The organism is Desertivirga xinjiangensis (assembly GCF_024436435.1).
GTDB lineage: Bacteria > Bacteroidota > Bacteroidia > Sphingobacteriales > Sphingobacteriaceae > Desertivirga > Desertivirga xinjiangensis.
Window position 1 is genome coordinate 152,184 of sequence record NZ_JAFMZP010000007.1, and the last position, 25,002, is coordinate 177,185.

A 25,002-nucleotide genomic window follows, 5' to 3' on the forward strand; every position below is an offset into this window, starting at 1 on the left:
TGCTTATGAAAACGAAAAATTTGAAGATCGCTTTAGGAATGGCAGTACTTGCCTTCGCTATGGCATGTAACTCCGGCAAAAATGAGTCTGATTCAACAGATTCGATGATGGATTCGGATACGATGATGATGGATACCTCTGGCACCATGGGTACCGATACCATGGGTATGGGCACTGGAACCGGTTCTGATATGGGTACAGGTACAGGTACCGGTACAGAAACTGGTACTGGAACAGGTACAATGGGTTCGGATACCGCAAGTACGCAAACTCCGGCTCCTTAGATCAATTAAAGGGACTATCAAATAAACTCTAAACAATCATTGTCATAGCAGAATTTGTTAGTCCCTTAAAAAATTATTTCCCTGATCGAACTTTATTCGTAGTTTCAGCCTCCCAATCTGAAAATATGATTAAAACCAATTCTTCTCCCAAGAGTGTAATTTTCCTGGTAATTGTCGCCGCCCTTGGATACTTTGTGGATATCTATGATCTTGTATTATTTTCGATAGTTCGTATTGAGAGTTTTAAAGATCTGGGCATTGCAGATGAAGATATGCGGGTTATGGGTGAGTATGTGATCAACATGCAGATGGGCGGCTTGCTTTTAGGAGGCATTTTATGGGGGATCATAGGCGACAAGCTGGGGCGGATTAAGGTATTATTTGGTTCGATATTAATGTATTCGCTTGCTAACATTGCCAACGGACTGGTAACTGACATCAATGCTTATGCGATTATTCGTTTCATTGCCGGTATTGGCCTCGCCGGCGAGCTGGGCGCTGGAGTGACACTGGTGAGCGAAACAATGTCTAAGGAGAATCGCGGTTATGGAACCATGATAGTAGCGGGAGTAGGGTTGTTTGGTGCTGTTTTAGCGAATACCGTCCACGAGCTTTTCACCTGGCAAACGGCCTATTTCGTAGGAGGGGGACTTGGCTTGTTACTGCTTTTTTTACGGATCGGAACCTTTGAATCGGGAATGTTTAACGAGGTTGCCGGCAAGGATATTTCGAAAGGAAATGTGATGATAATCCTGGGAAACAGGAAAAAATTTATTAAATACTTACACTGCATCATAATTGGTGCTCCTTTATGGTTTGTGGTTGGTATCCTGGTTACCCAGTCGCCTGAATTTGGAAAGTTTCTGGGCGCCCCGGAACCACTGAGTGCCGGAAAAGGAATTATGTATACCTATATCGGAATTGCCATAGGTGACGTTTTTGCAGGCTTATTTGCGCAGTTTACTAAATCCAGGAGACTGACGATGCTGGTATTTCATTTGCTTTCAATTGTCAGTGTGGTATTTTACCTTAGCAGTTATGGTATCACCCAATCCCAATTTTTAATCCTCTGTGTCTTCATTGGATTCTCTGTAGGTTATTGGGCGACTTTTGTAACGATTGCTTCTGAGCAGTTTGGAACTAATATCCGGTCAACCGTGACCACAACGGTTCCGAACTTTGTACGGGGCGCATTAATCCCGATCACTTTTCTTTTTGAGTTCTTTGTACACCGGTATAATATTATTACTGCAGCCTATATACTTACCTTCTTTCTTTCAGTAATAGCGCTGTTCTCTCTGAGCCAGCTTAAAGAAACCTTTGGAAAAGACCTGGATTATATAGAGGAATAATGCTTTTCTTGATGTTTCCATTGAATCTTAGAGTTTTTCAGTTCATCTTTGCGGTATGATTAGCAAAGAACAAATCGCCTCAGAATACCAGCTCATACAGAATGAGATCTGTGCCGGCCTGGAAATGCTCGATGGTAAAGCAAAGTTCAGCGAAGAACTATGGGAACGTGAAGGTGGAGGAGGTGGAAAAACAAGAGTTCTTGAGAACGGAAATGTTCTGGAAAAAGGTGGTGTAAACTTCTCCGCGGTGCACGGTCAGCTACCGGTACTGCTAAAGCAGTCTTTCAAGGTGAACGATAATCGGTTCTTTGCTACAGGAGTATCCATCGTAATACACCCCAATCATCCAATGGTGCCTATTATTCATATGAACATTCGTTATTTCGAAATGAATGAGAATATCAGGTGGTTTGGCGGCGGTATTGATGTTACCCCTCATTATGTCTTTGAAGAGGATGCCCGTTTTTTTCATCAACATTTAAAAGCGGTTTGCGACGACTACAATGATCAGTTCTACTCAAAATTTAAAAAATGGGCCGACGATTATTTTTTTATCAAGCACCGCAATGAAACACGAGGTATAGGCGGTATTTTTTACGACCGTTTGAACCCGGAAAGTGCGGAAATCTCCTGGGAGCAGATCTTTGAGTTTTCTAAAGCTGTAGGACGTTCTTTTATTCCAATATACAGCGAATTGGTCTCCCGGAACAGAAACAAGCAATATGATGACTTGAATAAACAATGGCAATATCAGCGTCGCAGCAGGTATGTCGAGTTTAATCTTGTATACGATGCGGGTACAAAATTTGGCCTGGAAACCAACGGCCGGATCGAATCAATCCTGATGAGTCTTCCACCACAGGCAAACTGGGCTTATAATTTTCAACCAGCAGAAGGCAGTGAAGAAGAGAGAACTGTAAGCCTGTTGCAAAAGGGTATAGACTGGGTTTAATTCAATGCCGGGCTTTATCTGTTTCTTGCCAGCCAGTTGAATTTGGTTTTATATCGCTTGCTGGCGCACACGTGCCGCGTGTGCTAAAGGAAACTTCTAACAGGAAAGATCCTGAATGGGGAGCCGATAATTGTGCTAACATATCGCCTAATCCTTGAGATTTGCTAGTTTTGTTGCGGAATATAACAACAAAACGCATGAATTATTTTTTAGTTAAATCAGAACCGTTCAAATATAGCTGGGATAAATTTAAAGAGGATGGGCGGACCTTCTGGGACGGTGTAAGGAACTTTCAGGCGAGGAATAACCTGAAGGCAATGAAAGAAGGCGACCTGGTTCTATTTTACCATAGCAATGAGGGTAAAGCTGTTGTTGGTATTGCAAGAGTTGTTAAGGAATTTTACCAGGACCCTACCACCGAAGATCCCAACTGGGTTGTTGTTGATCTTGAACCCGTGGAAGCTTTAAAAAGGCCGGTTACCCTGGAAGAAGTAAAGTCAGATGCCAGGCTAAACAACATTGGCCTGGTGCGACAAGGGCGGCTTTCTGTTATGACGGTGACCCGCGAAGAATTCGATAGGATTGTTGAGTTAGGCTCTTGCGGGCAATAATATTGTTAAATATCAGGTCAGATTTTTTAATTATAGCGAATTAGTTTTTTATTCCTGTTTTAAATCCCGAAACTAGTTTACATATTTGCTGAAATAACGCTTTATATGAGAATAACATTACTTGCTTTAATTCTTTCTATCTTTTTTACAGCTAACTCTGTCCAGGCGAAACGTAAGGACAAAGTTTACACCGCCAAGGTGTACTCTGTTGATAAAAAAGTATTCCGTGGCACCCTGCAGTCAGCCGATGATAAAGGTGTGTACCTTACAACCAGATCAACGCCTGAAGGGCAGCTAATTGCACTTGACCGGATAAAGTCGATCAAAATTAAATCTAAAAGAGCTGTTAACACTGGTTTTACAGTAGGCTTACTTACAGGACTAGCCGCTGGAACAGCCGGAGCGGTTATTCTGCATTCAGACGATAAGCTTCAAAACACCGGCCTTATCGTTGGAGGCTTATGGGTAACGTTCCTTGGCGGAGTTATCGGTGGTAAGATAGGAGGACGTCCTAAAGAAAAGATCAGCATAAATGGTAGCAGCCAGGTTTATGCTGAGAAACTTTCTGTGATAAAAAATTATACGCAAAACTAGAATTCAAAAGATATAAAAAAGCAGAACCCCGGTTTTGCTTTTTTATATCTCCGGGAAAAATAGAGCTTTCAATTCAGTAGCGTCGTCGGGTTTCATTTTCCCGGCCAATATTAACCTTAATTGCCTTCTCCTCAGGGCGCCGTCAAATAATTGCATTTCTTCCTCAGTCTCCGGAATTAATTCAGGGATACGCATTACCTTGCCATTTTCATCTAAAGAAACAAACGTATAAAAGGCTTCGTTACTTTTGGCTTTAGCGCCGGTTGATATATTTTCAGTCCAAACTACTAAACGTACCTCCAAAGAACTATGAAAAGTTCTGGAGACTTTTGCTTTTATAGTAACTACGTCCCCGAGTTTTATAGGTTGTTTGAAAGAAACGTTATCTACAGATGCGGTGGCAGCTATGCGATTGCAATGTTTCTGTGCAGAAATGGAGGCTGCAATATCCATCCAATGAAGTAATCGGCCCCCCATCAGGTTGTTCAGGGCATTGGTGTCGTTGGGCAGAACTAACTCGTTCATTATGGTTAATGATTGCTCTGCTGTTTTTGCATTAATAGTCATTACAACAAAGGTAGCCTAAATGTTATTTTTCACATCATTTTTGTGTTAATTCTGTTTCACATAATAAAAATTGAGTGCACAATACGTTTTGTCGTTTAAAAAATTAAAACTTATGATTTGCACATCGGTATATATAGTTGAACAAAAATCCTATTTATGAACAAAGTTCTAATTACAGGCGAAACAGAAGATGAAATTTGGAGAAAGATATCGGATGATCTAGGTCAGAACGAACCATTGGATTATCAGGTGTATATTGAAAGTCAGGGCCGTCAAATATCTCTTAATATCGATATTGATCTTGGTGGAGGATTTGAGGGAGGATATGCCGTAACCTCTTTTAGTTCCTTACTTCATAAAAACGATGATTTCCGCTTTGCAATACACAGAGAAGATTTTATCGATGAGATCGGAAAGTTTTTCGGGATGCAGGACGTGCTGATCGGATATCCTGAGTTCGACAACAAGATGATCATCAAAACCAATGACGAAGCCAGAGTTAAATTCATTTTTTCCGATCCTGGAAGTCGCCAGGTGTTTCAATCACTTGAAAACTTCTCTTTCGGCGTGGCGCATCATCACGTTGCTGATTCTGAATTTAAAGAACCTTTTTTAGAACTGATCATTGAAGACGGTATTACAGAGGTAGCAGCATTAAGGCAGATCTATAATGCATTCACTGAAGTACTCACGAAGATGGATCCACTGGGCTAGTCTCTCTTGCGAGTCCTCTGCTGATTTCTTGTTTTTTCTCAAAGGCAATCCGTGAAGGACTTCCGAAAATATAGTACCACTTCTTCTTAAGGCCCCTGGCCATCTTAACATCATGAAGGATATCCAGATATTCGTGAAAGTTGAGGTAAACGGGGTTTAATTTAACATCGAGCTTGGTAGTAAGTCCGTAAGTTGGCTTCTCTTCTTCTATTTGATATGAACCGAAGAGCCTGTCAAATATAATAAACGTAGCCGCGAAATTTTTGTCCAGATACTTGTCATTGGATCCATGGTGTACCCTGTGATTAGAAGGGGTGGCAAAAATATATTCGACGATTGGATGCAGCTTTCCTATATATTCAGTATGAACCCAAAACTGATAAAGTACCGATAATTGGTTCGATATGAAAAAGATTACCGGGTGAAAGCCCAGGAAAGCCAGAGGAAGAAAAAATATCAGTTTAAAGTGTTGTACCCAGCTCTGTCTGAATGAAACGGTAAGGTTGTAATGCTCGCCCGAATGATGCACCACGTGGGCTGCCCAGAAAAAGCGGTGAAAATGCGAAAGGCGGTGCGACCAGTAGCTGCTGAGGTCGTAAAGAACGAAGCAGGGGATCAATGTCCACCAACTGAATGCCATTCTCCAGGGCACCAGGTTATAAATCCATATAGCGCCATAGAGCAACACAATTTTCAAAAGCATGTTTACAACCAGGTTTCCTATGCCGATAAAGACAGAACCTATAGTTTCCCGCAGATCGTAATTCTGTTTATGCGAATACAGGGAGAAAGCGATTTCAAGCAGCGTTAATGCGGCTACGGCGGGCAAGGCGTATAAAATGATCTCAGGCGAACTTTTTTCTATCTGAGCTAAGTTTTCCAGCGAAATTTCAGGTGCACCAAATAATTTAAATATATACATTAATCAGGTTTACAGGCGATGTGCCTGAAAAACGTACAATTCCGGTCTTTGTTTAGATATTGACAGCAAATTGTTCCCAATAACTTATTCTTTATTTGGAATAATCAGCACAGGACATTTTGCTTTTCGTATCACCTTCTCGGCAACGCTTCCCGAAATAAAATGGTCAAATCCGGTACGTCCATGTGTTCCCAGGATGATCATATCTGCATTCCATTCTTCTGCCGTGTGTAATATTTCATCACGCGGATTTCCAACTTTATGAAAAGAGTATATAGTTGCTTTCCCAAAATAGGTATCGGCTATTCTGTCCAATAATTTTTTGCTGGCTTCTTCCTGCACGTTTATTAATTCAGGCATCATTACAGGAGGTTCATTTAGCAGGGGATCTGCGACAAAAGGAGTTCCGGTAGGAACTTCGTTGACGTGGATCAAGCCAACATCTGCACCTAGTTTCTGAGCCAGCTCAAAACCATAGCTTGCCGCACGCTCTGAATATTGGCTGTCTTCAACTGCTATCAGGATTTTGTGAACTTCATTTAGTGTTTTCATATAGTTAAAACAGTATTGGTGTTGGTTAAGTTTTTAACGTTTAATTTCTCTTAATTTTTCAGTTCATTTGTATAAATGATCATGCAATACGGAATTTGTAATTTATCGCTCGTCCCTTTGCGCGCAGAGGCATCAGATAAGAGTGAAATGCTCTCCCAGCTGCTCTTTGGCGATAGCTTTATCATACTCAATACTACTGAAAAATGGGTAAATATCAAAACATCGTCAGACGAATATGTGGGCTGGATCGATTCAAAACAATACCAGCCTGTCGATGAAGAATACTATGAAAAACAAAAAAATGCAAGGATTCTTGGGCCGGTATTTGCCCAGGCAATAAAGAAAGGAAGCATCGGAGAATTGATCCACCTTGCTGCCGGAAGCAGCATTCCTGAGGAAGCGCAGGGTTCTTTCAGCCTTGGTACAGAACGTTATTTTTACGACTCAGATCTGGTATTTGGAAGTAGGGGTATCTTTCAGCAGCAGGTGATAAACTATTCCAGGTTTTTCCTGAACTCACCATATTTATGGGGAGGGAAATCTGTTTTTGGAATTGATTGTTCGGGACTAACCCAGGTGGTTTTCAAAATGCTGGATATCTCCCTGAAAAGAGATGCCTGGCAGCAGGCAGAGCAGGGAGAAGTTGTTAATTTTTTACAGGAAGTGAAGCCGGGGGATCTTGCATTCTTCGATAATGCGGAAGGACGGATTACCCATGTAGGTATTATGCTCAATGAGCATCAGATCATTCATGCCTCCGGCAGAGTGAAAATAGATCCCATTGATGATCAGGGTATTTATAGCCTGGACCTGAAAAAACATTCGCATAAACTAAGGATCATTAAGCGTTATGTTTAGTAAAATCCTGGTTTAAAAACTCACTTCCCAAACCATAACATTCTTGTCGTCGCTGACGGATATAAGTGCGCCTGATTCCTTATCCCAGCCCAGTTTATTTATAGAATGACTATGACTCTCCATGCCCTTTTCTCGGCTGATGATCTTCCTTAGCTTAAAGCTGTCAGCATCCCATATCTTAATGCTTTTATCCTGGCTTGAGGTGGCAAAATAGGGAAGGGCCGGATGGAATTTAATATCATATATAGAAAACATATGAGCCACAATGCTTTCCTTCAGGCTGAAATCTCCGCTATTCCAAATGTTGAGCTTCGCATCCCTGCCGCCGGAAAGAAGGTATTTGCCATCAGGAGAAAACTGCACTGAGGTTAGCGGATGTGTATGTCCGGCTAGTTGAGTAACATAAGAGTAATCCTCTATGTTATAGATATAGATCACACTGTCCTTACATCCAAAAGCTACCAGTTTTTGATCCGGACTAATAGCAATGCAACGAATCGTTTGGTCTGATACCTTAAAGTTGTAAAGCAAATTAAAGGTCAGCAAGTCTACAACAGATACAGTGCCGTCTTCGGAAGCCGCAAGTAATTCTTTTTTATGAGGAACAGAGTTTAGTGCGAAAACCGGCAACTTATGATGATTGAAAACAGCCGTGATCCTCTGCTCTTCAAAGTTAAAAAGGCTGACCTTCCCGCTTCGTTCGGCCACTGCAAGAACCGGCGCGAAATCCGGGGAATGCAGGGAATATACAGAGCTCGACACGGGCATAAGAACCTTAATAAAAGAAAGCTCTCTGGAGCTCCACTCAACAACTCCCTTATCATTGCCTGCCGTAAAAAAGATACCAGGTTTCTGCGACGGTTCAAGGGCATAAATCGGATTCTGATGCCCTGTCAATGATGTTTTCCTAACTACCTCCATACTAACACGCTGTTTTACTCTTCTGCAAGACCAAAAAATAAAGAAGAATTATTTATGCCTGCTCTCCAGGTTCCTGGCAATAGTTTCAAGGCTTACATTCTTCTCTTTCAGGAGAACAAGCAAATGAAACACAAGGTCAGAAGCTTCGTTGATCAGATCATTCTCAGTTTCATTCAGAGCGGCGATCACGGTCTCTACACCTTCCTCACCAACCTTTTGAGCAATTTTATTTAAACCTTTTTCTCTCAGCCGGTTCACATACGAACCTTCAACAGGGTTCTTGTACCGGTCGTTAATGATCTCCGACAGCTTAAAGATGAAGTTTTGGTTATATTCCGTTTTAAAACAACTGCGGGATCCGGTATGACAGGTTGGGCCAACGGGGCTTGCCTTTATAAGGAGAGTATCATTGTCGCAATCAATATGGGTCGAGCTCACGAACAGAAAGTTACCGCTTTCCTCGCCCTTGGTCCACAAACGGTTCTTCGTCCTGGAAAAGAAGGTCACTTTGCCTTCAGATTGGGTTTTCTGAAAAGCCTCCTCATTCATGTATCCCAGCATAAGCACCTCCAGGGTTTGCTCATCCTGGATAACCACCGGAACGAGGCCGTCCGATTTTGAAAAATCTATAGTCATTATAACCTTACTTCAATAGTGTGTTTTCTTAATTCTTCTTTTAGCGACGGAATCAATATTTCTCCATAATGAAACACAGATGCTGCAAGTGCTGCGTCCACGTTACTTTTCTGAAATACGTCAACAAAGTGCTGCATACTTCCCGCTCCGCCAGAGGCAATCAGAGGAATAGATATGGAATCATTTATTTTTTTGAGCAGGAAATTGTCAAAGCCAGCTTTGGTTCCGTCGTGATCCATAGAAGTCAAAAGTATTTCGCCAGCGCCTCTTTCTTCTGCTTCTTTGATCCATTTTTCGGTCTCGAGCTCGGTAGCAATGCGTCCGCCATTTAAGTGTACCAGATTGGTGTCGCCAATAAATTTGGTATCTACAGCAACCACTACAAACTGTTTACCAAAAGCCATTGCCAGCTCGTTGATCAGTTCCGGATTACGCACAGCGGCCGAATTAACAGATATTTTATCTGCACCAGCATTTAAAAGGATATCAGCATCCGCTATTTCATTGATTCCACCTCCGATAGTGAAAGGAATATTTATTTGCCGGGCAACGGCTTTCACCAGCTCGACCATAGTTTTGCGACGCTCATGAGTTGCGGTTATGTCGAGAAAGACAAGTTCATCAGCACCTTGTTGAGAATATTGCCAGGCAAGCTCTACAGGGTCACCTGCATCACGAAGATCAACGAAATTGACTCCTTTAACCGTGCGGCCGTCTTTAACGTCAAGGCAGGGAATAATGCGCTTGGCAAGCCCCAGGCCCCCTGTTGGGGGACTTTGTAAAGCGGCTTGAATAGTACTCAAATTTTGTATGTTTTGTATGTTCTTTAAACCAATTAGAATGAAATCAAGGATTTCAGGTTCCAGTCTTTAATTTCTTCAATGGTAATATGCCCTTCATAGATAGCTTTACCTACTACGCAAGCTTCTACTTTTATTTCCTGAACTGCACGGATATCGTCCATTGAACTGATACCTCCTGAAGCAATTAACTTGATAAACGGAGAATGATCTAATAATTTCTGGTAAAGTTCTACCCCTGCACCCGCAAGCTTACCATCTTTGTTGATGTCTGTACATAAAAAACGGAAAAATCCAAGGTTAAGACAACGGTCAACGTAGTCCATTAATTTAATAGGAGAGCTTTCCATCCATCCTGAATACTTGATAACCTCATCAAGTACATCGATAGCCACAACGATCTGGTCTGAGCATTTTTCTTTTCCGCACAGATCCTCACTTAACTGAGGCAAAAAGTCGGGATTGGTGATCGCCTGGGTTCCTACAATGACGCGGTGGATGCCAGCATCAAGCAACTCTTTTACTTTGTCAATACTTCTCACACCACCACCATACTGCACTTTCATCTCTGTTTTCTGGATGATGTCAAAAAGATATTCCTGGTTACTAAAATCGCCTTTTGCGCCGTTTAGGTCTATGATGTGAACGAACTCAGTACCGTTCGACTGGTACTTTTCAATCATTTCCTCTAAAGTTACATCGTATAATGTAGCTTCGTTGTAGTTTCCTTCACGCAAACGGACAACTTTTTTGTCCAAAATATCAATTGCCGGAATAATGTACATAGTTTATTTATTTATGTTCAAGGATCAATAAGTCTAGAGTGATCCTTCAAGTTTCAATGATGCAAAGTTTTTTAACAGTTGTTCGCCAGCTTCCCCGGATTTTTCAGGATGAAACTGAACCCCATAATAATTATCCTTTTGCAATGCCGCCGAAAATTTAATTCCATGTTCGGCAAAAGCGATTGTAAAAGTAGGATTAAATTCTATAAAATAGGAATGTACAAAGTAAAAGTACGATCCCTCATTTATATCCTTAAATAATTCATTATCAAGTTTATCATTAAAGCCGGAACTAACTCTGTTCCAACCCATATGAGGGATTTTTAGTTTTATATTTTCTGAAAAATGACACGTTTTTAATGGGGCGATTCCAAGCAGGTGCGCATTTCCCTCTTCTGAAAAGTCTGTAAGCAGTTGCATACCCACACAAATACCCAGAACTGGTTTGGAGGTTGCCTTGATTTTTTCGACCATTCCGCTTTCTTCAAGTTTCTTCATTGCAGCCCCTGCATGCCCTACACCCGGGATGATGTAGCGTTCATACTTGTCAAACTCGTCGACTGAATTGATCATCTCATAAGCAATATTCTGCCTGTCGAGGGCTGCTGTTAATGAAAAGATATTCCCCGCGCCGTAATTAACTATCCCTATCATGAATTAAGCTCTTATTAGAATAAAAGTATTATAAAAGTCCCTTAGTACTTGGCAGCTGCATGTTATTTACGTCTCGCTTTGCTGCAACTTTAATGGCTTTGGCGAAAGCTTTAAATATAGCCTCAATCTTATGGTGCTCATTCTGGCCCTCAGCTTTTATATTCAGATTGCTTTTTGAGGCATCGCTGAACGACTTGAAGAAATGGAAGAACATCTCAGTAGGCATTTCTCCAACTTTTTCACGCTTAAATTCTGCATCCCATACAATCCAGTTCCTGCCGCCAAAGTCGATCGCTACCTGCGCAAGGCAGTCGTCCATGGGGAGACAAAATCCATAACGTTCGATTCCGCGCTTATCGCCAAGAGCCTTCGCAATTGCTTCACCCAAAGCAATACCAGTATCTTCAATGGTGTGGTGCTCATCGATATGCAGATCGCCTTTGGCGTTTATCTCTAAATCGATACTGCCATGCCTTGCAATTTGATCAAGCATGTGATCAAAGAAATGTAATCCCGTGGATATTTTAGCCTCTCCTTTTCCATCAAGATTCAGCTTTATATAAATGTCGGTCTCCTTTGTGGTACGTTTATGCTCGATCTCCCTTTTACCAACCTTCAAAAACTCATATACATCTTTCCAGTTTGCGGTGTCTAAAGCGATATATGACTTTAGTTCAGCAGCCTGTTCTGTAATTTCATCCAGGCCGAGAGTCGCATCGTGTTTCAGCCAGATAGCTTTAGATCCAAGGTTCTTAGCAAGTACAACATCCGTGATCCTGTCTCCAATAACGAAAGAATTCGTCAGGTCGTATCTTTCAGTATCAAGATAATGTGTAAGGAGAGAGGTGCCCGGTTTGCGGGTCGGAGCATTTTCATGAGCAAACGTCTTGTCAATAATAACCTCTTTAAACTGTATCCCTTCGGCTATGAAAGAGTCGATAAGAAAGTTATGAACAGGCCAGAAATTAGCTTCCGGATGTGAATCTGTTCCCAGGCCGTCCTGGTTAGTTACCATAACAAGGTCAAAGTCCAGCTCTTCCGTAATTTTTGTCAGGTATTTGAATACTCCTGGATAGAACTTAAGCTTCTCGAAAGAATCTACCTGGTAATCTTCAGGTTCCAGACAGAGTGTACCATCACGGTCGATAAATAACACTTTACGTGGGGCAGCATTGCCGGCCTCATTCAAAGAAGATGTATCCGCTGTATTTTCTTGTTCAATTCCCATTTTAGGATTGATATTTTGTTAATGTTTCTATTAAGATCTTGTTTTCAGCAGGTGTCCCTATCGTAATACGAAGGCTTCCCTCACATAACTCCACTTTTGAGCGGTCGCGAACAATGATTCCCCTTTCTACAAGGAAGTTATAGATGCCTTTCGCATCACTGGTTTTTGCCAGGATAAAATTAGCATCCGAAGGGAACACTTTTATTACAAACGGAAGCTGCAGTAGCCCGGTAACTAGTTTTTCGCGTTCTACTATGGTTTCTTTGATCCACTCGTTTACTTTTTCAAGGTTGCCTAAGGCTTGCAGAGCAAGCTGTTGCGATGCCTCATTTATGTTATAAGGGGGTTTTACCTTGTTGAAAACCTCTATGATCTCCTCGCTGGCAAAGGCCATTCCGACGCGCAAAGCTGCCAGTCCCCAGGCTTTTGATAAAGTTTGAAGGATAACGAGGTTACTGTACTCGGTAAGCTCCTGGATGAAAGTCTTCTGGCGCGAATAGTTGATATACGCTTCATCGATAACCACCAATCCGGGGAAGTTTGCTAATACAGTTTCAATATCATCCCTGTGGATTGAATTTGCAGTAGGGTTATTCGGCGAACAAATAAATATAAGCTTAGTGTTTTCGTCAATGGCCTCAGCAATACCCTCCAGATTTAATTGATAGTCCGGTGTCAGGGGAACCTTCTTAATCTGGACATCATTGATGTTAGCTGATACCTCATACATTCCGTAGGTAGGGGGTACGGTGATCACATTGTCAATGCCCGGACGGCAAAATGCTCTGAACAGGATATCAATGGCTTCGTCGCTTCCGTTTCCGAGAAAGATGTTTTGCGGTGGAACCCCCTTTATTTCGCTTAAGCGTTTCTTTACCGACCATTGAAGCGGGTCGGGGTAACGGTTATATTGTCTCTCAAGCGGAGAACCGTAGCTGTTTTCGTTAGCATCCAAATAAACAGATGCTTCACCCTTGAACTCGTCACGGGCTGAAGAGTAGGGTACCAGATTTTTTATGTTCTCCCGTAAAATATTGTTTAAATCAAAACTCATCTTAGCGTTTGTTATTTTAAGCTACAGCTTTTTATTATTTGATTTACTAAGTCAATGAAGACTTTCTAACAGTTACAGCGTTTTTGTGGGCCTGTAAACCTTCCAGTTCTGCAAGGATCTCGACGGTATTCCCCAGGTTATTTATTCCCTCGGGACTAAGATGCTGAAACGTGATTTTTTTTATGAAAGAATCCACCGAGACGCCGGAATAGGAGCGGGCATAAGCGCTGGTTGGAAGAGTATGATTGGTTCCCGAAGCGTAGTCGCCTGCACTTTCAGGCGTCAGGTTGCCCAGGAATACAGAGCCTGCATTGCTGATCCCGGCAGTTATCTTCTCCCAGTTGTCAGTAGCCAGGATCAGGTGTTCTGGTGCGTATTTATTACTGAACTCCATAGCTGTATTAAGATCCTGAGCGAGGATGGCGTAAGAGTTTTCAATTGCCTTAGCGGCAATTTCTTTCCTCGGGAGTTCTTCCAGTTGTTTTTTTAACTCTTCGATCGTTTGCTCAATAATTGAAGAAGAGGTTGATACCAATACAGCCTGCGAATCAGGACCATGCTCAGCCTGAGCCAGGAGATCTGCCGCAACAAAAACAGGATTAGCTGTTTCATCTGCAATAACCAGGACTTCGGAGGGGCCGGCGGGCATATCTATAGAAGTTTGAGTACTCGATTGAATGATGGTTTTTGCCCGGGTTACATACTGATTGCCAGGGCCAAAGATCTTGTCAACTTTTGTAATTGAAGCTGTTCCATAGGCCATAGCAGCCACTGCTTGAGCTCCGCCTACAAGGTAGATACGGTCGATCTCCAGAAGCTTTGCTACATAAGCGATATAACAATTAATTAAGCCATCCTTTTGCGGTGGCGAACAAACTATTATCTCCTTACTTCCGGCAATTTTCGCAGGAATCCCAAGCATCAGGAAGGTACTTGGCAGAACCGCTGTTCCGCCGGGAATATACAGGCCAACCTTCTCGATGGGCCGGGTTTCTCTCCAGCAGGTAACTCCAGGCATGGTTTCCACTTTCTGCTCTTGCTTGAGCTGGCTCTCATGGAACCTGTATATGTTTTGATACGCGGTATTAATGGCCGACTTTTGATCCTCGCCAATACTCTCCGCTATTCTGCCGATCTCGTCTCTGTCAAGATACAGGCGGCTCAGTTTTACTTTATCAAAAGCTTCCGCAAACTCCAGCAAGGCAAAGTCGCCCTTTGCTCTAACGGCAGCTATAATGGATTCTACACGTTCCCCAATGCTGTTGTTTTCGTCTGCATTGCGTGAAACCAGTTTATCTATAGCAGCCTCACTTAGTTCTGTATAAGTATAAGTCTTAAGCATAACATTAATTATTCCCCGAAAGGGGGATTTAAGGGCTAAAGAATTATCTTTTCGATTGGCATCACCACAATACCTTGCGCGCCTGCAGCCTTCAACTGACTTATCTTACTCCAGAAATCCTTTTCAGGAATTACAGTATGTACAGCTACCCAGCCTTCCTCAGCTAAGGGAACAACTGTAGGGCTTTTAATGCCAGGCAGTAAGGTTTTTATCTCATCCAAACGAGCTCTTTCCGCATTTAAAACCACATATTTGGTTTCTTTAGCTCTTAGAACAGACTGGATGCGCTGTATTAATTCAACGATCAGAGGATTCTCTTCTTCGCCTTTACGGCCGATCAGCACCGCTTCAGAATGTAAAACATCTCCGAACGGCTTTAATCCGTTGCTCTTCAATGTGCCTCCGGTAGATACCAGGTCGCAGATTGCATCGCTCAGACCTAAGCCTGGTGCAATTTCTACAGATCCGGAAATGGTTCTGATCTCAGCACTAATGTTATTATCGGTAAGAAACTTTTTGAGAATTACAGGATACGAAGTTGCTATAGCCTTTCCGTTAAGATCAGCAAGCACTTCAATCTCACCTTTATTTGGAATGGCCAGCTTTAAAGAGCATTTACCAAAACCAAGCTTTTGCAAATAGGCTACCTCTACTTCAGTCTCGCAAATAACGTTCTCACCCACAATACCTAAGTCGGCAATACCGTCCTGTACGTATTCAGGAATATCATCATCGCGCAGAAAAAGTATCTCCAGTGGAAAATTTGAGACTTGAGAGATTAGGGAGCTTTTATAGTTTTCGAAACTTAAACCGCAGTTCTTAAGAAGCTCAACAGATTTTTCGTTTAACCTACCCGATTTCTGGATAGCTATTTTGAGTGTTTTCAATATTTATAATTTTATAATCAGACCAACAAAAAAGTTCGGGGTATCAGTTTCACGTAGAAACATACATTTATATCTATCGCCTCAATGGCGATGATGGAAATGCATGTGATGAGTGAATACTGATGTCATACTTGTTGATATCCTGATTAAACAGGGAGCCGCAAATATAAGCATCCATATTATAAATTAAAATATATTTATTAGAGGATGAGAGTTTCAAGACGGCCGAATGCCCATTCAGGCACACGAGGCACGCGTGCCGCGTGTGCTAACCAGACCTTCAACCAAACCCGCCCCCCACCAATCATATTAAATGTTATTTTTGCAGCAATGTATGATGCTATAATTATTGGTGGAGGTGCTTGTGGTCTTATGTGTGCCGTCCAGGCTGGGTTTTTAGGCAAAAAGGTACTCGTCCTCGAAAAATCCGATAAAGCAGGATCAAAGATCCTGATTTCCGGAGGTGGCCGCTGTAATTATACGAACCTCTACGCCGGGCCGGCAAACTTCATATCCGAAAATGAACACTTCGCAAAATCAGCTTTTTCTCAATGGACAGTTGAGGATACCATCCAGTTCTTCGAAACATACGGCATAAAAGGCCAGGAGAAAACCCTTGGACAACTGTTCCCTTTAAGCAATAAAGCTAAAGACATAGTTGATGTGTTCCTGAATCTCTGTGATGACCTTGGCCAGGAAGTTTATTGTAGTGCAGAGGTAAGCTCTGTTAAAAAAGAGGAAGAAATCTTCATTATAAAATATCGGCACCAGGGATCAGAGAGGATACAAAAGTCGCCTAAAATAGTTATTGTATCTGGCGGTTTGCCCATCCCAAAAATGGGAGCCACCGACTTCGGACTTAATGTCGCCAGGCAATTTGGTTTGCGGGTGACTCCGACGGCGCCGGCACTTGTTCCTTTAACGGTCACAGGAAAAGATGCGGAATGGTTTGCCCACTTGTCTGGCAATAGTATCTTTTGCCGGGTAAGCAATTCAAAGATCAGCTTTGAAGAGAATATTCTGTTTACTCACTGGGGCTTAAGCGGACCGGCAATCCTTCAGATATCTTCTTACTGGAAGCCCGGTGAGGCCATAGAAATTGATATGCTGCCCAATCGATCTGTTACTGACTTGCTCGAAAAGGAGAAAATGGTGAATGGTAAAAAGACCTTGTTGACGGTTTTGGCTGGGATTTACACCAGGAAGTTTGCCGAGGCCTTAGCAAAATACCTGCCGGTAGATAAAAACCTGGCTTCACTCACACGTGAGGACCTGAATACGATCGACCGTTTTATTCACCAGTTTAAACTAAAACCTGCGGGCGATAAAGGATACGATAAAGCGGAAGTAATGCGGGGAGGGGTGGCCACTGATGAGCTTTCCTCCAAAACCCTCGAAGCCAAAAAGATCTCCGGATTATTCTTTGGAGGCGAGTGTGTTGATGTTACGGGCTGGCTGGGTGGATATAATTTTCAATGGGCATGGGCCAGCGGTTTTGTAATTGCTCAGAATATCTAGGATCAAACATCCATCACCACCCGTTGTTATCTATGTTTAAACTTATCGTATAAACCCGGATTATGAAATATTTTTTACCTTTAATATGCAGTTTAATATTAGGAAGCTGTAATGTTATTCAGCCTCAGCGGGCTCCTTTAAAGCTGGACGGTCAGCGGTGGACTTTGACTGCCATTAATCATAAACCAATTAGCAGTGATGGCAAAGCTTTTCTTGAATTTGAGGATAATCTCGATGTCAAGGGTAAGGCCTTTTGCAATTCAATCAGTGGAGGGTATGAACTAATGGGTAAAGATCAGCTAACCTTTCAGGAGCTAGTATCAACAAAGATGTTTTGCGACGGGGTAATGAATCTCGAAAATGAGATGATGACCAACCTGCAGAATGTTAGAAGATACGAAATTAAAAACGGTATGCTGTATTTGTACGGATCTGATGCCGTATTGCTGACCTTTAAAAAATAGAGCTACGAGACAAAATCCGGCTTTTTCAGCACACGCGGCACACTCGCCGCATGTGCTGATCAATCACATTCAGGATGAGTGTAAATGAACGTTTCCGATTGGGTTGAAAGGTTGAAACTTTCAGACCGTCCTGTTTGCCACCAGAATTTGCTTCTGATTTTTTCCAGGTTGCCCGTCTCATTCATCGTCTCGCCGTCAAACAACCTTCCATTTTGCATTACATACCTGATTTTTTCGGTGTTCCGAATATCTTCCAGGGGATTTTCATCTAAAACTATCAGGTCGGCAAGTTTTCCCGGCTCCAGTGAACCAAGTTCTTTAGACACTCCCAGGTATTCGGCTCCATTTATTGTTCCGGCTCTAAGGACTTCCATGGACGACATACCTCCCTGCGCAAGCATCCAGAGTTCCCAGTGTGTGCCTAATCCCTGCAGCTGACCATGTCCTCCGACATTTATTTTTGTGCCGCCGTCTGCTATTTGTTTCACTGCCTTCGAAATTTCGATGTGACCATAGTCGCCAAATTCGGAGGTGGTTCTTCTGCGGGCACGGCTATCAATAAGGGCTCTCGGAGTAAATGAAAGTAAACGCTCGTTCTCCCAAACGTTCGTTCTGTCGTACCAGAAGTTTTCTCCCGACTGAGCGCCGTAACTTACAATAAGGGTAGGAGTGTAGGCAGTTTTGCTGGCATTCCATAAAGCTTTAACATCTTTATACACAGGCACCACAGGGATGTTATGCTCAATTCCTGTATGCCCGTCTAGTATCATCGACATGTTATGAGCGAATGTTGAACCGCCTTCAGGCACAACCTGCATTTTTAACTCTCTGGCCGCCTGAATAATCTGTTGGCGTTGTTCACGCCTCGGCTGATTATAGGATTTTACCGTAAAGGCACCAACGGCTTTCATTCTTCTTAAATGAGAGCGGGCGTCGTCCAGGCTGTTAATAACTGCTTTAAAATCGCCGTCAGCACCATAAAGGATCGTCCCGGTGGAATACATCCGGGGTCCCACAATGGTGCCGGCCTTTTGCATTTCCGATTGGCTGAACACCATTTCGGTATTACTGGAAGGGTCATGCGCTGTAGTCACTCCGTATGCCAGATTAGCATAATACGCCCAGTCCTGTTCGGGTGTTAAGCCGTCGGGACTTGTAGGGATATGTGCATGTACGTCAATAAGTCCCGGTATGATTGTCTGATTATCAGCATTTATGATCTTTGCATCCTCAGGAACTTTCACCTGGTCGGCCGGACCGACTGCCGAAATACGGTTTTCTTTAATTACAATAGTTCCCTTTTCTATCACCTGCTCGCCCTTCATCGTGATGATCCGCGCATTGGTTAAGGCGATTGTGCCTGTCGGAACATCGGTTTTAAGCTTTAAACCCAGATCGAGGCCGGTACTGTCAACCAGCGAATTGGTTGAGGCGTTGTCAGCGAAGCTGAAAATGTTCTTTAATTCCTGTGAGAAATATTCAGGGCCTAAGGTCCAGTTCAGCTTCTTACTGTCTTTACTCCAGTGTAAAAACGTCCCTGCATCCCTGGTTACCTTAGACAAAGGCAAAGATTTGTTGCTGCTGGACAGTTCGAGGGAATTATTTGTATTTACCAGCGGCGTGATATAAGCGTTAAATAGTTCGGTAAAAGCAAGCCATTTACCATCGGGACTGGGCACAAACTGGTTAGCATACCTGGAAACATAATGAGTACGGACGTTCCCGCCGTTAGTGTCCATGCTTTTAAAGGCCTTCATCTCTCCCTGTGTCGATTGAAAATAAATCCGGGAGTCGGAAGAATTAAAAGATGGTCTGATGCCGTTATCTGATACTTTTATGCCAGTGCCTCCTGTGGCCGGCATAATATAGATACCGGGATTTTTACCGTGATTGAATCCCAGCATAACATTCCCAACTCCTTTCCGGTACACGATCTTGTCGCCTTTCGAAGAAAATTTTGGGGAATAGTAAAAGCCCTTTTCAGTGGTCAGGACTGTGATCTCTTTAGTTGTAAGATCAATTTTATTAACCGATCCCTTAGCTTCATCACCCCAGTTGATATAGATCAGGGACTTCCCGTCGGGACTGAAGTCAGGTTCATACTCAAAATCTGTCCCGGTGCTGAGACGTTCCGGCCTCCCGTTAGGCAGATCTTTCAGATATAAATGACCAGCAGCATGGAAAGCAACCCTTTTGCCATCGGGTGAAGTAGTAAGCTGGCGGATCATGCGGACCTTAAAGTCATCAGTAAATACTTTCTGGTCAAAGTGCAGAGCCTCTGAGATGTTATGTGAAGAGTTTACTTCAAATGGAATAACTGATACGACTTGGGAGCTCACATCCAGGCTTCTAATTTTTCCCTTTGCGTAGAAAATAATATTCCGGCTATCGGGCGTCCAGGCAAAATTCGGATAAACGCCAAATACAGCCCAGGTTTCCTGCTGATCACGAGACAGATCGTCGTAAACAGGCCATTCTTCGCCCGTCGCGAGATCCTGAATGAACAAGGCAGTTTTCAGTCGTACGCGTTTTACAAATGCCATTAATTTACCATCAGGCGAAATCTCAGGGCGAACAGCTCCTCCCTGTCCCCGCGCTACAACTTCAATTTCATTAGTTTCGCGATTCAGGCGTTTAATCTGGTAGATTTCGCCGTTAGGGTCCTTATTGTATTGAAAATATGGACCTGGACTTACATCTTCACTGAAATAGACGTATTTTCCATCAGGGGAAACCTCAGGTTCTCCGGCATCCTGCTGATCATTTTTTCGCTTAGTCAGTTGGATACCCTCACCGCCGGCGATATGGTATTGCCACATCTCACCGGCCCCGAGAGACCGTGTGCTCGTGAAGTGTTTTCTTGCAATAATGTATTGGTTGTCGGGAGTCCAGCTTGCATTGTTCAACAGGCGAAAATTTTCTTTCGTGATCGAATGCTTGCCGCTTCCATCCGCATTCATGATCCAGATATTATCGCCACCCTCTTTGTCGCTAGTATACGATATATACTTTCCGTTTGGACTGAACCGTGGCTGTACTTCAAAAGCGGCGCCACCCGACAGTATGGTGGCTTTGCCCCCGGTCACAGGCATTTTGTAAATATCACCTAACAGGTCAAAAACGATCTCTTTTCCATCCGGACTTACATCCAGGTTCATCCAGGTTCCTTCATCGGTGCTGAAGGAGGCTGATTTGGAAGGTCCTCCCGGTCGCTCAACATTCCATTTCGATTGTGTGTAGCCTAAGTGTGTGGTAAAGGATAGGAGGATGATGTATAATTTCTTCATTCTTTACTAAGGATGATTAAAATGCAAATATATTGCTTGTTCAATGCCATAAACTATTTTTGAAAAGATTTATTATCACAGGTTTGTTAGTTTTGGAACGATGTCCATTTATCAGGTCTTAAAGAAATACTGGAATTACGATTCATTCCGACCTATACAGGAAGATGTTATCAATTCTGTGCTGGAGGGAAGGGATACACTTGCATTACTGCCAACCGGTGGTGGTAAATCCGTTTGTTTCCAGGTGCCGGCGATGCTTCAACCAGGGATATGTATAGTGGTTTCGCCTCTCATCGCGTTGATGAAAGATCAGGTGGAAAACCTGCAGGCTAAAGGCATTCAGGCGGTGGCCATCATTTCGGGAATGGGTAAGCGGGAGGTTGATATAGTGCTTGATAATTGTGTATATGGTCCCATTAAATTTCTATACCTCTCGCCGGAACGACTGATGTCTGATCTGGTTCGCGAACGGATCAAATATATGAATGTCAATCTGTTCGCTATCGACGAAGCCCATTGTATATCTCAATGGGGATATGATTTTCGGCCGCCTTATCTTCACCTGGCGGAGCTGCGTGAATTACATCCCAGGGTACCCGTGCTTGCTTTAACAGCAAGTGCTACCAGCCTGGTGGTGCAGGATATCCAGGAAAAACTGAAATTCAGCAAAGAGAATGTCTTCAGGAAAAGCTTTGAGCGAAAGAATTTAAGTTATGTAGTTAGCCATGAGGACAATAAGCTTCGCAAGCTTTTTTCTATTACCAAAAAAGTGAACGGAACAGGCATCGTGTATGTACGTAACCGGCGTGAAACCCAGGAGGTCGTTAAGCAACTAAAGGCACAGGGCGTTGCCGCTGATTTTTATCATGCCGGACTAAGCACTATGCTCCGCAATGAGAAACAGGAAGCCTGGAAGAAAAATGTGATCCGGGTTATTGTGGCAACGAATGCTTTCGGAATGGGTATCGATAAACCGGATGTCCGGTTCGTGGTCCACTTGGATCTGCCGGAAAGTCTTGAGGCCTATTACCAGGAGGCAGGAAGAGCGGGCCGTGATGAGAAAAAAGCATATGCCGTTTTACTTTACAATGCGTCCGACAGGGCAAAACTGGAAAAAAAACTGGAGTTAAGCTTTCCTTCAGTTGAAGAGATCAAACAGGCCTATCATTTTTTGGGTAACTATTTTCAGCTCGCCTATGAGGCGGGGGAGGGATTGAACTTTGAAATAGACATCGCAGATTTCTGTTCGCGTTATAAGCTTGATGCGATTAAAACTTTAAATGCATTCAAGTTTCTGGAACACGATGAGTACATTACTTTAAGTGAAAGTGTTTATTTGCCATCCAGGGTGAAGATCCTTGTTTCTTCCGAGGAAATGTATCGCTTCCAGATCGAGTATGCGAACTATGATTCCTTTATCAAAATTTTGCTTCGGTCGTATGGAGGACTGTTCGACCAGTTCTCTAATATCCGGGAATCTGATCTGGCTAAAAGAACAGGACTGCATTATAACGAAGTGGTGCAGATATTGGAAAAACTGGAAGAGTTTGAACTGATCACCTATCTCAAGCAGACAGACAAGCCTCAAATAAATTTTATTAAAGCGCGCGTAGATTCTCAGCGTCTGTTTATCGACCACAAGTACATTCAGCAGCGCAAAAAGATCATGGAAAAACAGGTAGAGGCTGTATTGGATTATGCGGAATCGTACCAATGCAGAAGTAATGGCCTGCTTAAATATTTTGATGAAGTGCGGACAGACAAATGCGGCGTTTGCGATGTGTGTATTGAGGAAAGAAAACAAAAAGCGCAGCATGATCTGCATGGGGAAATAATGGCTGAAATAATTGAGCTTCTGGCTTCAAATCATTTTACCATCGATCAAATTATTTCTTCTCTAAAGCAGGGAAATGAAAATGAACGGATTGAAGTGTTCAGGAATTTGCTCGACGCCGGTAAGATCAAAACCGACGGGGAGCGGTATTATTTATAGGCTGTTAGCTAATAGCTAACAGCCTCTTTTCCTTTCAGCGATCCAATAAACTCAGGAATCTTTTCCAGATAGTTCTCTTCAGCCAATATCTTTACAAAAGCGCTTCCTACAATAGCTCCATTAGCATATTCACTTGCCTTACTGAAACTTTTATTATCAGAGATCCCAAAGCCGATCATGGTCGGATTTCTAAGCTCCATGCTTTTAATCCTGGAAAAGTAATCCTCTACCTGGCTTGATACCGACAGGTTTTTACCGGTAGTTGATGACGTAGAAAGCAAATAGATAAAACCATTACTTAATTCGTCAATTCTCCGGATACGAGCCTCTGAAGTGGTTGGCGTGATTAAAAAGATGTTGCTTAACTGGTTCTGTATAAAGCAATCCTGGTAAAGTTCTTCATACTCGTACATAGGCAGATCAGGAACAATAACTCCATCCACGCCAACTTCCGCGCATTTCGAACAAAAATTCTCAACACCATACTGCAATACAGGATTCACATAACCCATTAGCAGTACCGGGATAGATACCCGTTTTCTCAGGTCTTTTAACTGCTCGAATAACACCTTTACCGTCATCCCATTTTCAATAGCCTTTTGCGAGCTATTCTGGATAACCGGTCCATCAGCCAGAGGATCAGAGTACGGCACTCCGATTTCAAGGAAGTCGGCGCCTGCTTTCTCCAGGGCTTCTGCAATATCCAATGTGCTGTCTATATTCGGGTAACCGGCAGTAAAATATATGGAGAGAACGTTGTTCCTTTTTTGTTCGAAAAGCTGTTTGATTCTATTCATTGTTTTCTGATGAGCTCTTATTTAATAAATACTTTAATGATCAATTATAATCCAAAATGCGTCATATAGGTGCTCAGATCTTTATCACCGCGGCCCGACAGACAAATCACCACAGTCTCATCTCCCTTAAATTCCATTTTATCAAGATAAGCCAGTGCATGAGAGCTCTCTATGGCAGGAATGATCCCCTCAAGCCTGGCTAATTGTAAACCGGCATCCATAGCTTCGTTGTCAGTGATACTTACGTATTTGGCCCTTGCTGAGGCAAATAAATGTGCATGCTGAGGGCCAATGCCCGGGTAATCCAATCCGGCAGAAATAGAATATGGCTCCACTACCTGACCGTCTTCAGTTTGCATCACAATAGAACGGCTTCCATGAAGAACACCTTCCTTTCCCAAAAGGGTGGTAGCTGCAGATTCTCCCGACTCGACTCCTTTTCCCGCTGCCTCTACTGCGATTAGTTTCACATCATCCTGGTCAAGGAAATGATAGAACATCCCCATGGCATTGCTGCCTCCGCCGACACAAGCCAGTACATAGTCAGGGTTTACTTTTCCGGTTTTCTCTTTTAGTTGCGCCCTGGTCTCTTCTGAGATGATCGACTGAAAACGTGCAACCATATCAGGGTAGGGATGCGGACCAACCACCGAACCAATAATATAGTGAGTATCTACAGGATTATTGATCCAATCACGTAAAGCCTCATTTGTAGCGTCTTTTAAAGTTTGACTGCCTGAAGTTGCAGGTATAACCGTAGCGCCCATCATTTTCATACGGGCGACATTCGGTGCCTGACGTTCAATATCTACAGCCCCCATGTAAACTACACACTCAAGCCCTTTTAAGGCACATACAGTAGCTGTAGCTACTCCATGCTGACCCGCGCCGGTTTCCGCGATAATTCGTTTTTTTCCTAAACGCTCGGCTAAAAGGATCTGCCCTATAGTATTGTTAATTTTGTGCGCCCCAGTATGATTAAGGTCTTCACGCTTCAGATAAATAGTTGTACCATATTTCTCAGAAAGGCGCTCTGCCAGATATAGGGGAGAAGGACGGCCTACATAATCCTTCAGTAAAAGAAGAAATTCATGCTGAAACGCAGGTTCGCTCATAATACTGAGATACTTTTCTCTAAGTTCTTCCACATTAGGATATAACATTTCCGGCACGTATGCACCTCCGAAATTTCCGTAATACCCTTTTTCGTTTACATGATAGCTCATTTTG

The 25,002-nt window shown here is 42.9% G+C and carries 25 protein-coding genes; 10 read left to right on the forward strand and 15 right to left on the reverse strand.

The window, feature by feature from the left end; all coding sequences use genetic code 11:
- Positions 1–5: 5 nt before the first annotated feature.
- The 5 genes from J3P37_RS17145 (at position 6) to J3P37_RS17165 (ending at position 3,793) form a co-directional block, all read left to right on the forward strand.
- Positions 6–284, forward strand: a complete 279-nt coding sequence (locus J3P37_RS17145; protein WP_256012580.1) for a hypothetical protein — start codon at positions 6–8, stop codon at positions 282–284.
- A 125-nt stretch (positions 285–409) separates the two neighbouring features.
- Complete coding sequence (locus J3P37_RS17150) at positions 410–1,636, forward strand: MFS transporter (RefSeq protein ID WP_256012581.1); 1,227 nt, start codon at positions 410–412, stop codon at positions 1,634–1,636.
- A 55-nt stretch (positions 1,637–1,691) separates the two neighbouring features.
- The gene (gene hemF / locus J3P37_RS17155; RefSeq protein WP_256012582.1) at positions 1,692–2,588 is read left to right on the forward strand and encodes an oxygen-dependent coproporphyrinogen oxidase; all 897 of its coding nucleotides are present in this window, start codon (positions 1,692–1,694) and stop codon (positions 2,586–2,588) included.
- A 197-nt stretch (positions 2,589–2,785) separates the two neighbouring features.
- Positions 2,786–3,199 (forward strand): EVE domain-containing protein, encoded by a 414-nt coding sequence (locus tag J3P37_RS17160; RefSeq protein WP_256012583.1) that lies wholly within the window; start codon positions 2,786–2,788, stop codon positions 3,197–3,199.
- A 105-nt stretch (positions 3,200–3,304) separates the two neighbouring features.
- Positions 3,305–3,793: a hypothetical protein gene (locus J3P37_RS17165; protein ID WP_256012584.1), complete on the forward strand. Its 489-nt coding sequence runs from the start codon at positions 3,305–3,307 to the stop codon at positions 3,791–3,793.
- Positions 3,794–3,835: 42 nt separating this feature from the next.
- Here J3P37_RS17165 and J3P37_RS17170 read toward each other — a convergent pair whose 3' ends face one another.
- Positions 3,836–4,318: an acyl-CoA thioesterase gene (locus J3P37_RS17170; protein ID WP_439648974.1), complete on the reverse strand. Its 483-nt coding sequence runs from the start codon at positions 4,316–4,318 to the stop codon at positions 3,836–3,838.
- A 198-nt stretch (positions 4,319–4,516) separates the two neighbouring features.
- Here J3P37_RS17170 and J3P37_RS17175 point away from each other — a divergent pair, with 198 nt between their 5' ends.
- On the forward strand, positions 4,517–5,074 hold the full coding sequence (locus J3P37_RS17175; protein WP_256012586.1) for a hypothetical protein: 558 nt from the start codon (positions 4,517–4,519) through the stop codon (positions 5,072–5,074).
- Here J3P37_RS17175 and J3P37_RS17180 read toward each other — a convergent pair.
- Positions 5,049–5,996, reverse strand: a complete 948-nt coding sequence (locus J3P37_RS17180) for a sterol desaturase family protein (RefSeq protein ID WP_256012587.1) — start codon at positions 5,994–5,996, stop codon at positions 5,049–5,051. The genes J3P37_RS17175 and J3P37_RS17180 overlap by 26 nt on opposite strands.
- A gap of 84 nt (positions 5,997–6,080) precedes the next feature.
- On the reverse strand, positions 6,081–6,548 hold the full coding sequence (locus J3P37_RS17185) for a universal stress protein (protein WP_256012588.1): 468 nt from the start codon (positions 6,546–6,548) through the stop codon (positions 6,081–6,083).
- A gap of 81 nt (positions 6,549–6,629) precedes the next feature.
- On the opposite strand from J3P37_RS17185, the gene J3P37_RS17190 reads away from it, so the two are divergent.
- The gene (locus J3P37_RS17190; protein WP_256012589.1) at positions 6,630–7,406 is read left to right on the forward strand and encodes a C40 family peptidase; all 777 of its coding nucleotides are present in this window, start codon (positions 6,630–6,632) and stop codon (positions 7,404–7,406) included.
- A 12-nt stretch (positions 7,407–7,418) separates the two neighbouring features.
- On the opposite strand, the gene J3P37_RS17195 is transcribed toward J3P37_RS17190, so the two are convergent.
- From J3P37_RS17195 to hisG, 9 genes are read right to left on the reverse strand one after another with little or no spacing between them, the layout of a single operon-like run.
- Positions 7,419–8,327 (reverse strand): WD40 repeat domain-containing protein, encoded by a 909-nt coding sequence (locus J3P37_RS17195; RefSeq protein ID WP_256012590.1) that lies wholly within the window; start codon positions 8,325–8,327, stop codon positions 7,419–7,421.
- A gap of 48 nt (positions 8,328–8,375) precedes the next feature.
- Complete coding sequence (gene hisIE / locus J3P37_RS17200) at positions 8,376–8,963, reverse strand: bifunctional phosphoribosyl-AMP cyclohydrolase/phosphoribosyl-ATP diphosphatase HisIE (RefSeq protein ID WP_256012591.1); 588 nt, start codon at positions 8,961–8,963, stop codon at positions 8,376–8,378.
- On the reverse strand, positions 8,963–9,766 hold the full coding sequence (hisF, locus tag J3P37_RS17205; protein WP_305121182.1) for an imidazole glycerol phosphate synthase subunit HisF: 804 nt from the start codon (positions 9,764–9,766) through the stop codon (positions 8,963–8,965). The genes hisIE and hisF overlap by 1 nt, the downstream gene beginning before the upstream one ends.
- A gap of 32 nt (positions 9,767–9,798) precedes the next feature.
- A complete protein-coding gene (locus J3P37_RS17210) occupies positions 9,799–10,548 on the reverse strand; it encodes a 1-(5-phosphoribosyl)-5-[(5-phosphoribosylamino)methylideneamino]imidazole-4-carboxamide isomerase (protein ID WP_256012592.1) in 750 nt (249 codons plus the stop codon).
- Between the two features lie 33 nt (positions 10,549–10,581).
- Entirely contained in the window at positions 10,582–11,202 is a 621-nt protein-coding gene (gene hisH, locus J3P37_RS17215; RefSeq protein WP_256012593.1) for an imidazole glycerol phosphate synthase subunit HisH, read from the reverse strand.
- 28 nt (positions 11,203–11,230) lie between these two features.
- Entirely contained in the window at positions 11,231–12,430 is a 1,200-nt protein-coding gene (hisB, locus tag J3P37_RS17220) for a bifunctional histidinol-phosphatase/imidazoleglycerol-phosphate dehydratase HisB (protein ID WP_256012594.1), read from the reverse strand.
- A 1-nt stretch (position 12,431) separates the two neighbouring features.
- Positions 12,432–13,484, reverse strand: a complete 1,053-nt coding sequence (gene hisC / locus J3P37_RS17225) for a histidinol-phosphate transaminase (protein WP_256012595.1) — start codon at positions 13,482–13,484, stop codon at positions 12,432–12,434.
- Positions 13,485–13,530: 46 nt separating this feature from the next.
- Positions 13,531–14,826, reverse strand: a complete 1,296-nt coding sequence (gene hisD, locus J3P37_RS17230; RefSeq protein ID WP_256012596.1) for a histidinol dehydrogenase — start codon at positions 14,824–14,826, stop codon at positions 13,531–13,533.
- Positions 14,827–14,861: 35 nt separating this feature from the next.
- Complete coding sequence (gene hisG, locus J3P37_RS17235; protein ID WP_256012597.1) at positions 14,862–15,713, reverse strand: ATP phosphoribosyltransferase; 852 nt, start codon at positions 15,711–15,713, stop codon at positions 14,862–14,864.
- A gap of 330 nt (positions 15,714–16,043) precedes the next feature.
- Here hisG and J3P37_RS17240 point away from each other — a divergent pair, with 330 nt between their 5' ends.
- Complete coding sequence (locus J3P37_RS17240; protein ID WP_256012659.1) at positions 16,044–17,231, forward strand: BaiN/RdsA family NAD(P)/FAD-dependent oxidoreductase; 1,188 nt, start codon at positions 16,044–16,046, stop codon at positions 17,229–17,231.
- A 62-nt stretch (positions 17,232–17,293) separates the two neighbouring features.
- Positions 17,294–17,695, forward strand: a complete 402-nt coding sequence (locus J3P37_RS17245) for an META domain-containing protein (protein WP_256012598.1) — start codon at positions 17,294–17,296, stop codon at positions 17,693–17,695.
- A gap of 59 nt (positions 17,696–17,754) precedes the next feature.
- On the opposite strand, the gene J3P37_RS17250 is transcribed toward J3P37_RS17245, so the two are convergent.
- The gene (locus J3P37_RS17250) at positions 17,755–20,982 is read right to left on the reverse strand and encodes an amidohydrolase family protein (protein WP_256012599.1); all 3,228 of its coding nucleotides are present in this window, start codon (positions 20,980–20,982) and stop codon (positions 17,755–17,757) included.
- 100 nt (positions 20,983–21,082) lie between these two features.
- Between J3P37_RS17250 and J3P37_RS17255 the strand changes: the two genes are divergently transcribed.
- On the forward strand, positions 21,083–22,975 hold the full coding sequence (locus tag J3P37_RS17255) for a RecQ family ATP-dependent DNA helicase (RefSeq protein WP_256012600.1): 1,893 nt from the start codon (positions 21,083–21,085) through the stop codon (positions 22,973–22,975).
- 8 nt (positions 22,976–22,983) lie between these two features.
- On the opposite strand, the gene trpA is transcribed toward J3P37_RS17255, so the two are convergent.
- Both trpA and trpB read right to left on the reverse strand, forming a co-directional pair.
- Complete coding sequence (trpA, locus tag J3P37_RS17260; RefSeq protein WP_256012601.1) at positions 22,984–23,772, reverse strand: tryptophan synthase subunit alpha; 789 nt, start codon at positions 23,770–23,772, stop codon at positions 22,984–22,986.
- Between the two features lie 44 nt (positions 23,773–23,816).
- Complete coding sequence (gene trpB / locus J3P37_RS17265; RefSeq protein ID WP_256012602.1) at positions 23,817–24,998, reverse strand: tryptophan synthase subunit beta; 1,182 nt, start codon at positions 24,996–24,998, stop codon at positions 23,817–23,819.
- Positions 24,999–25,002 lie beyond the last annotated feature (4 nt).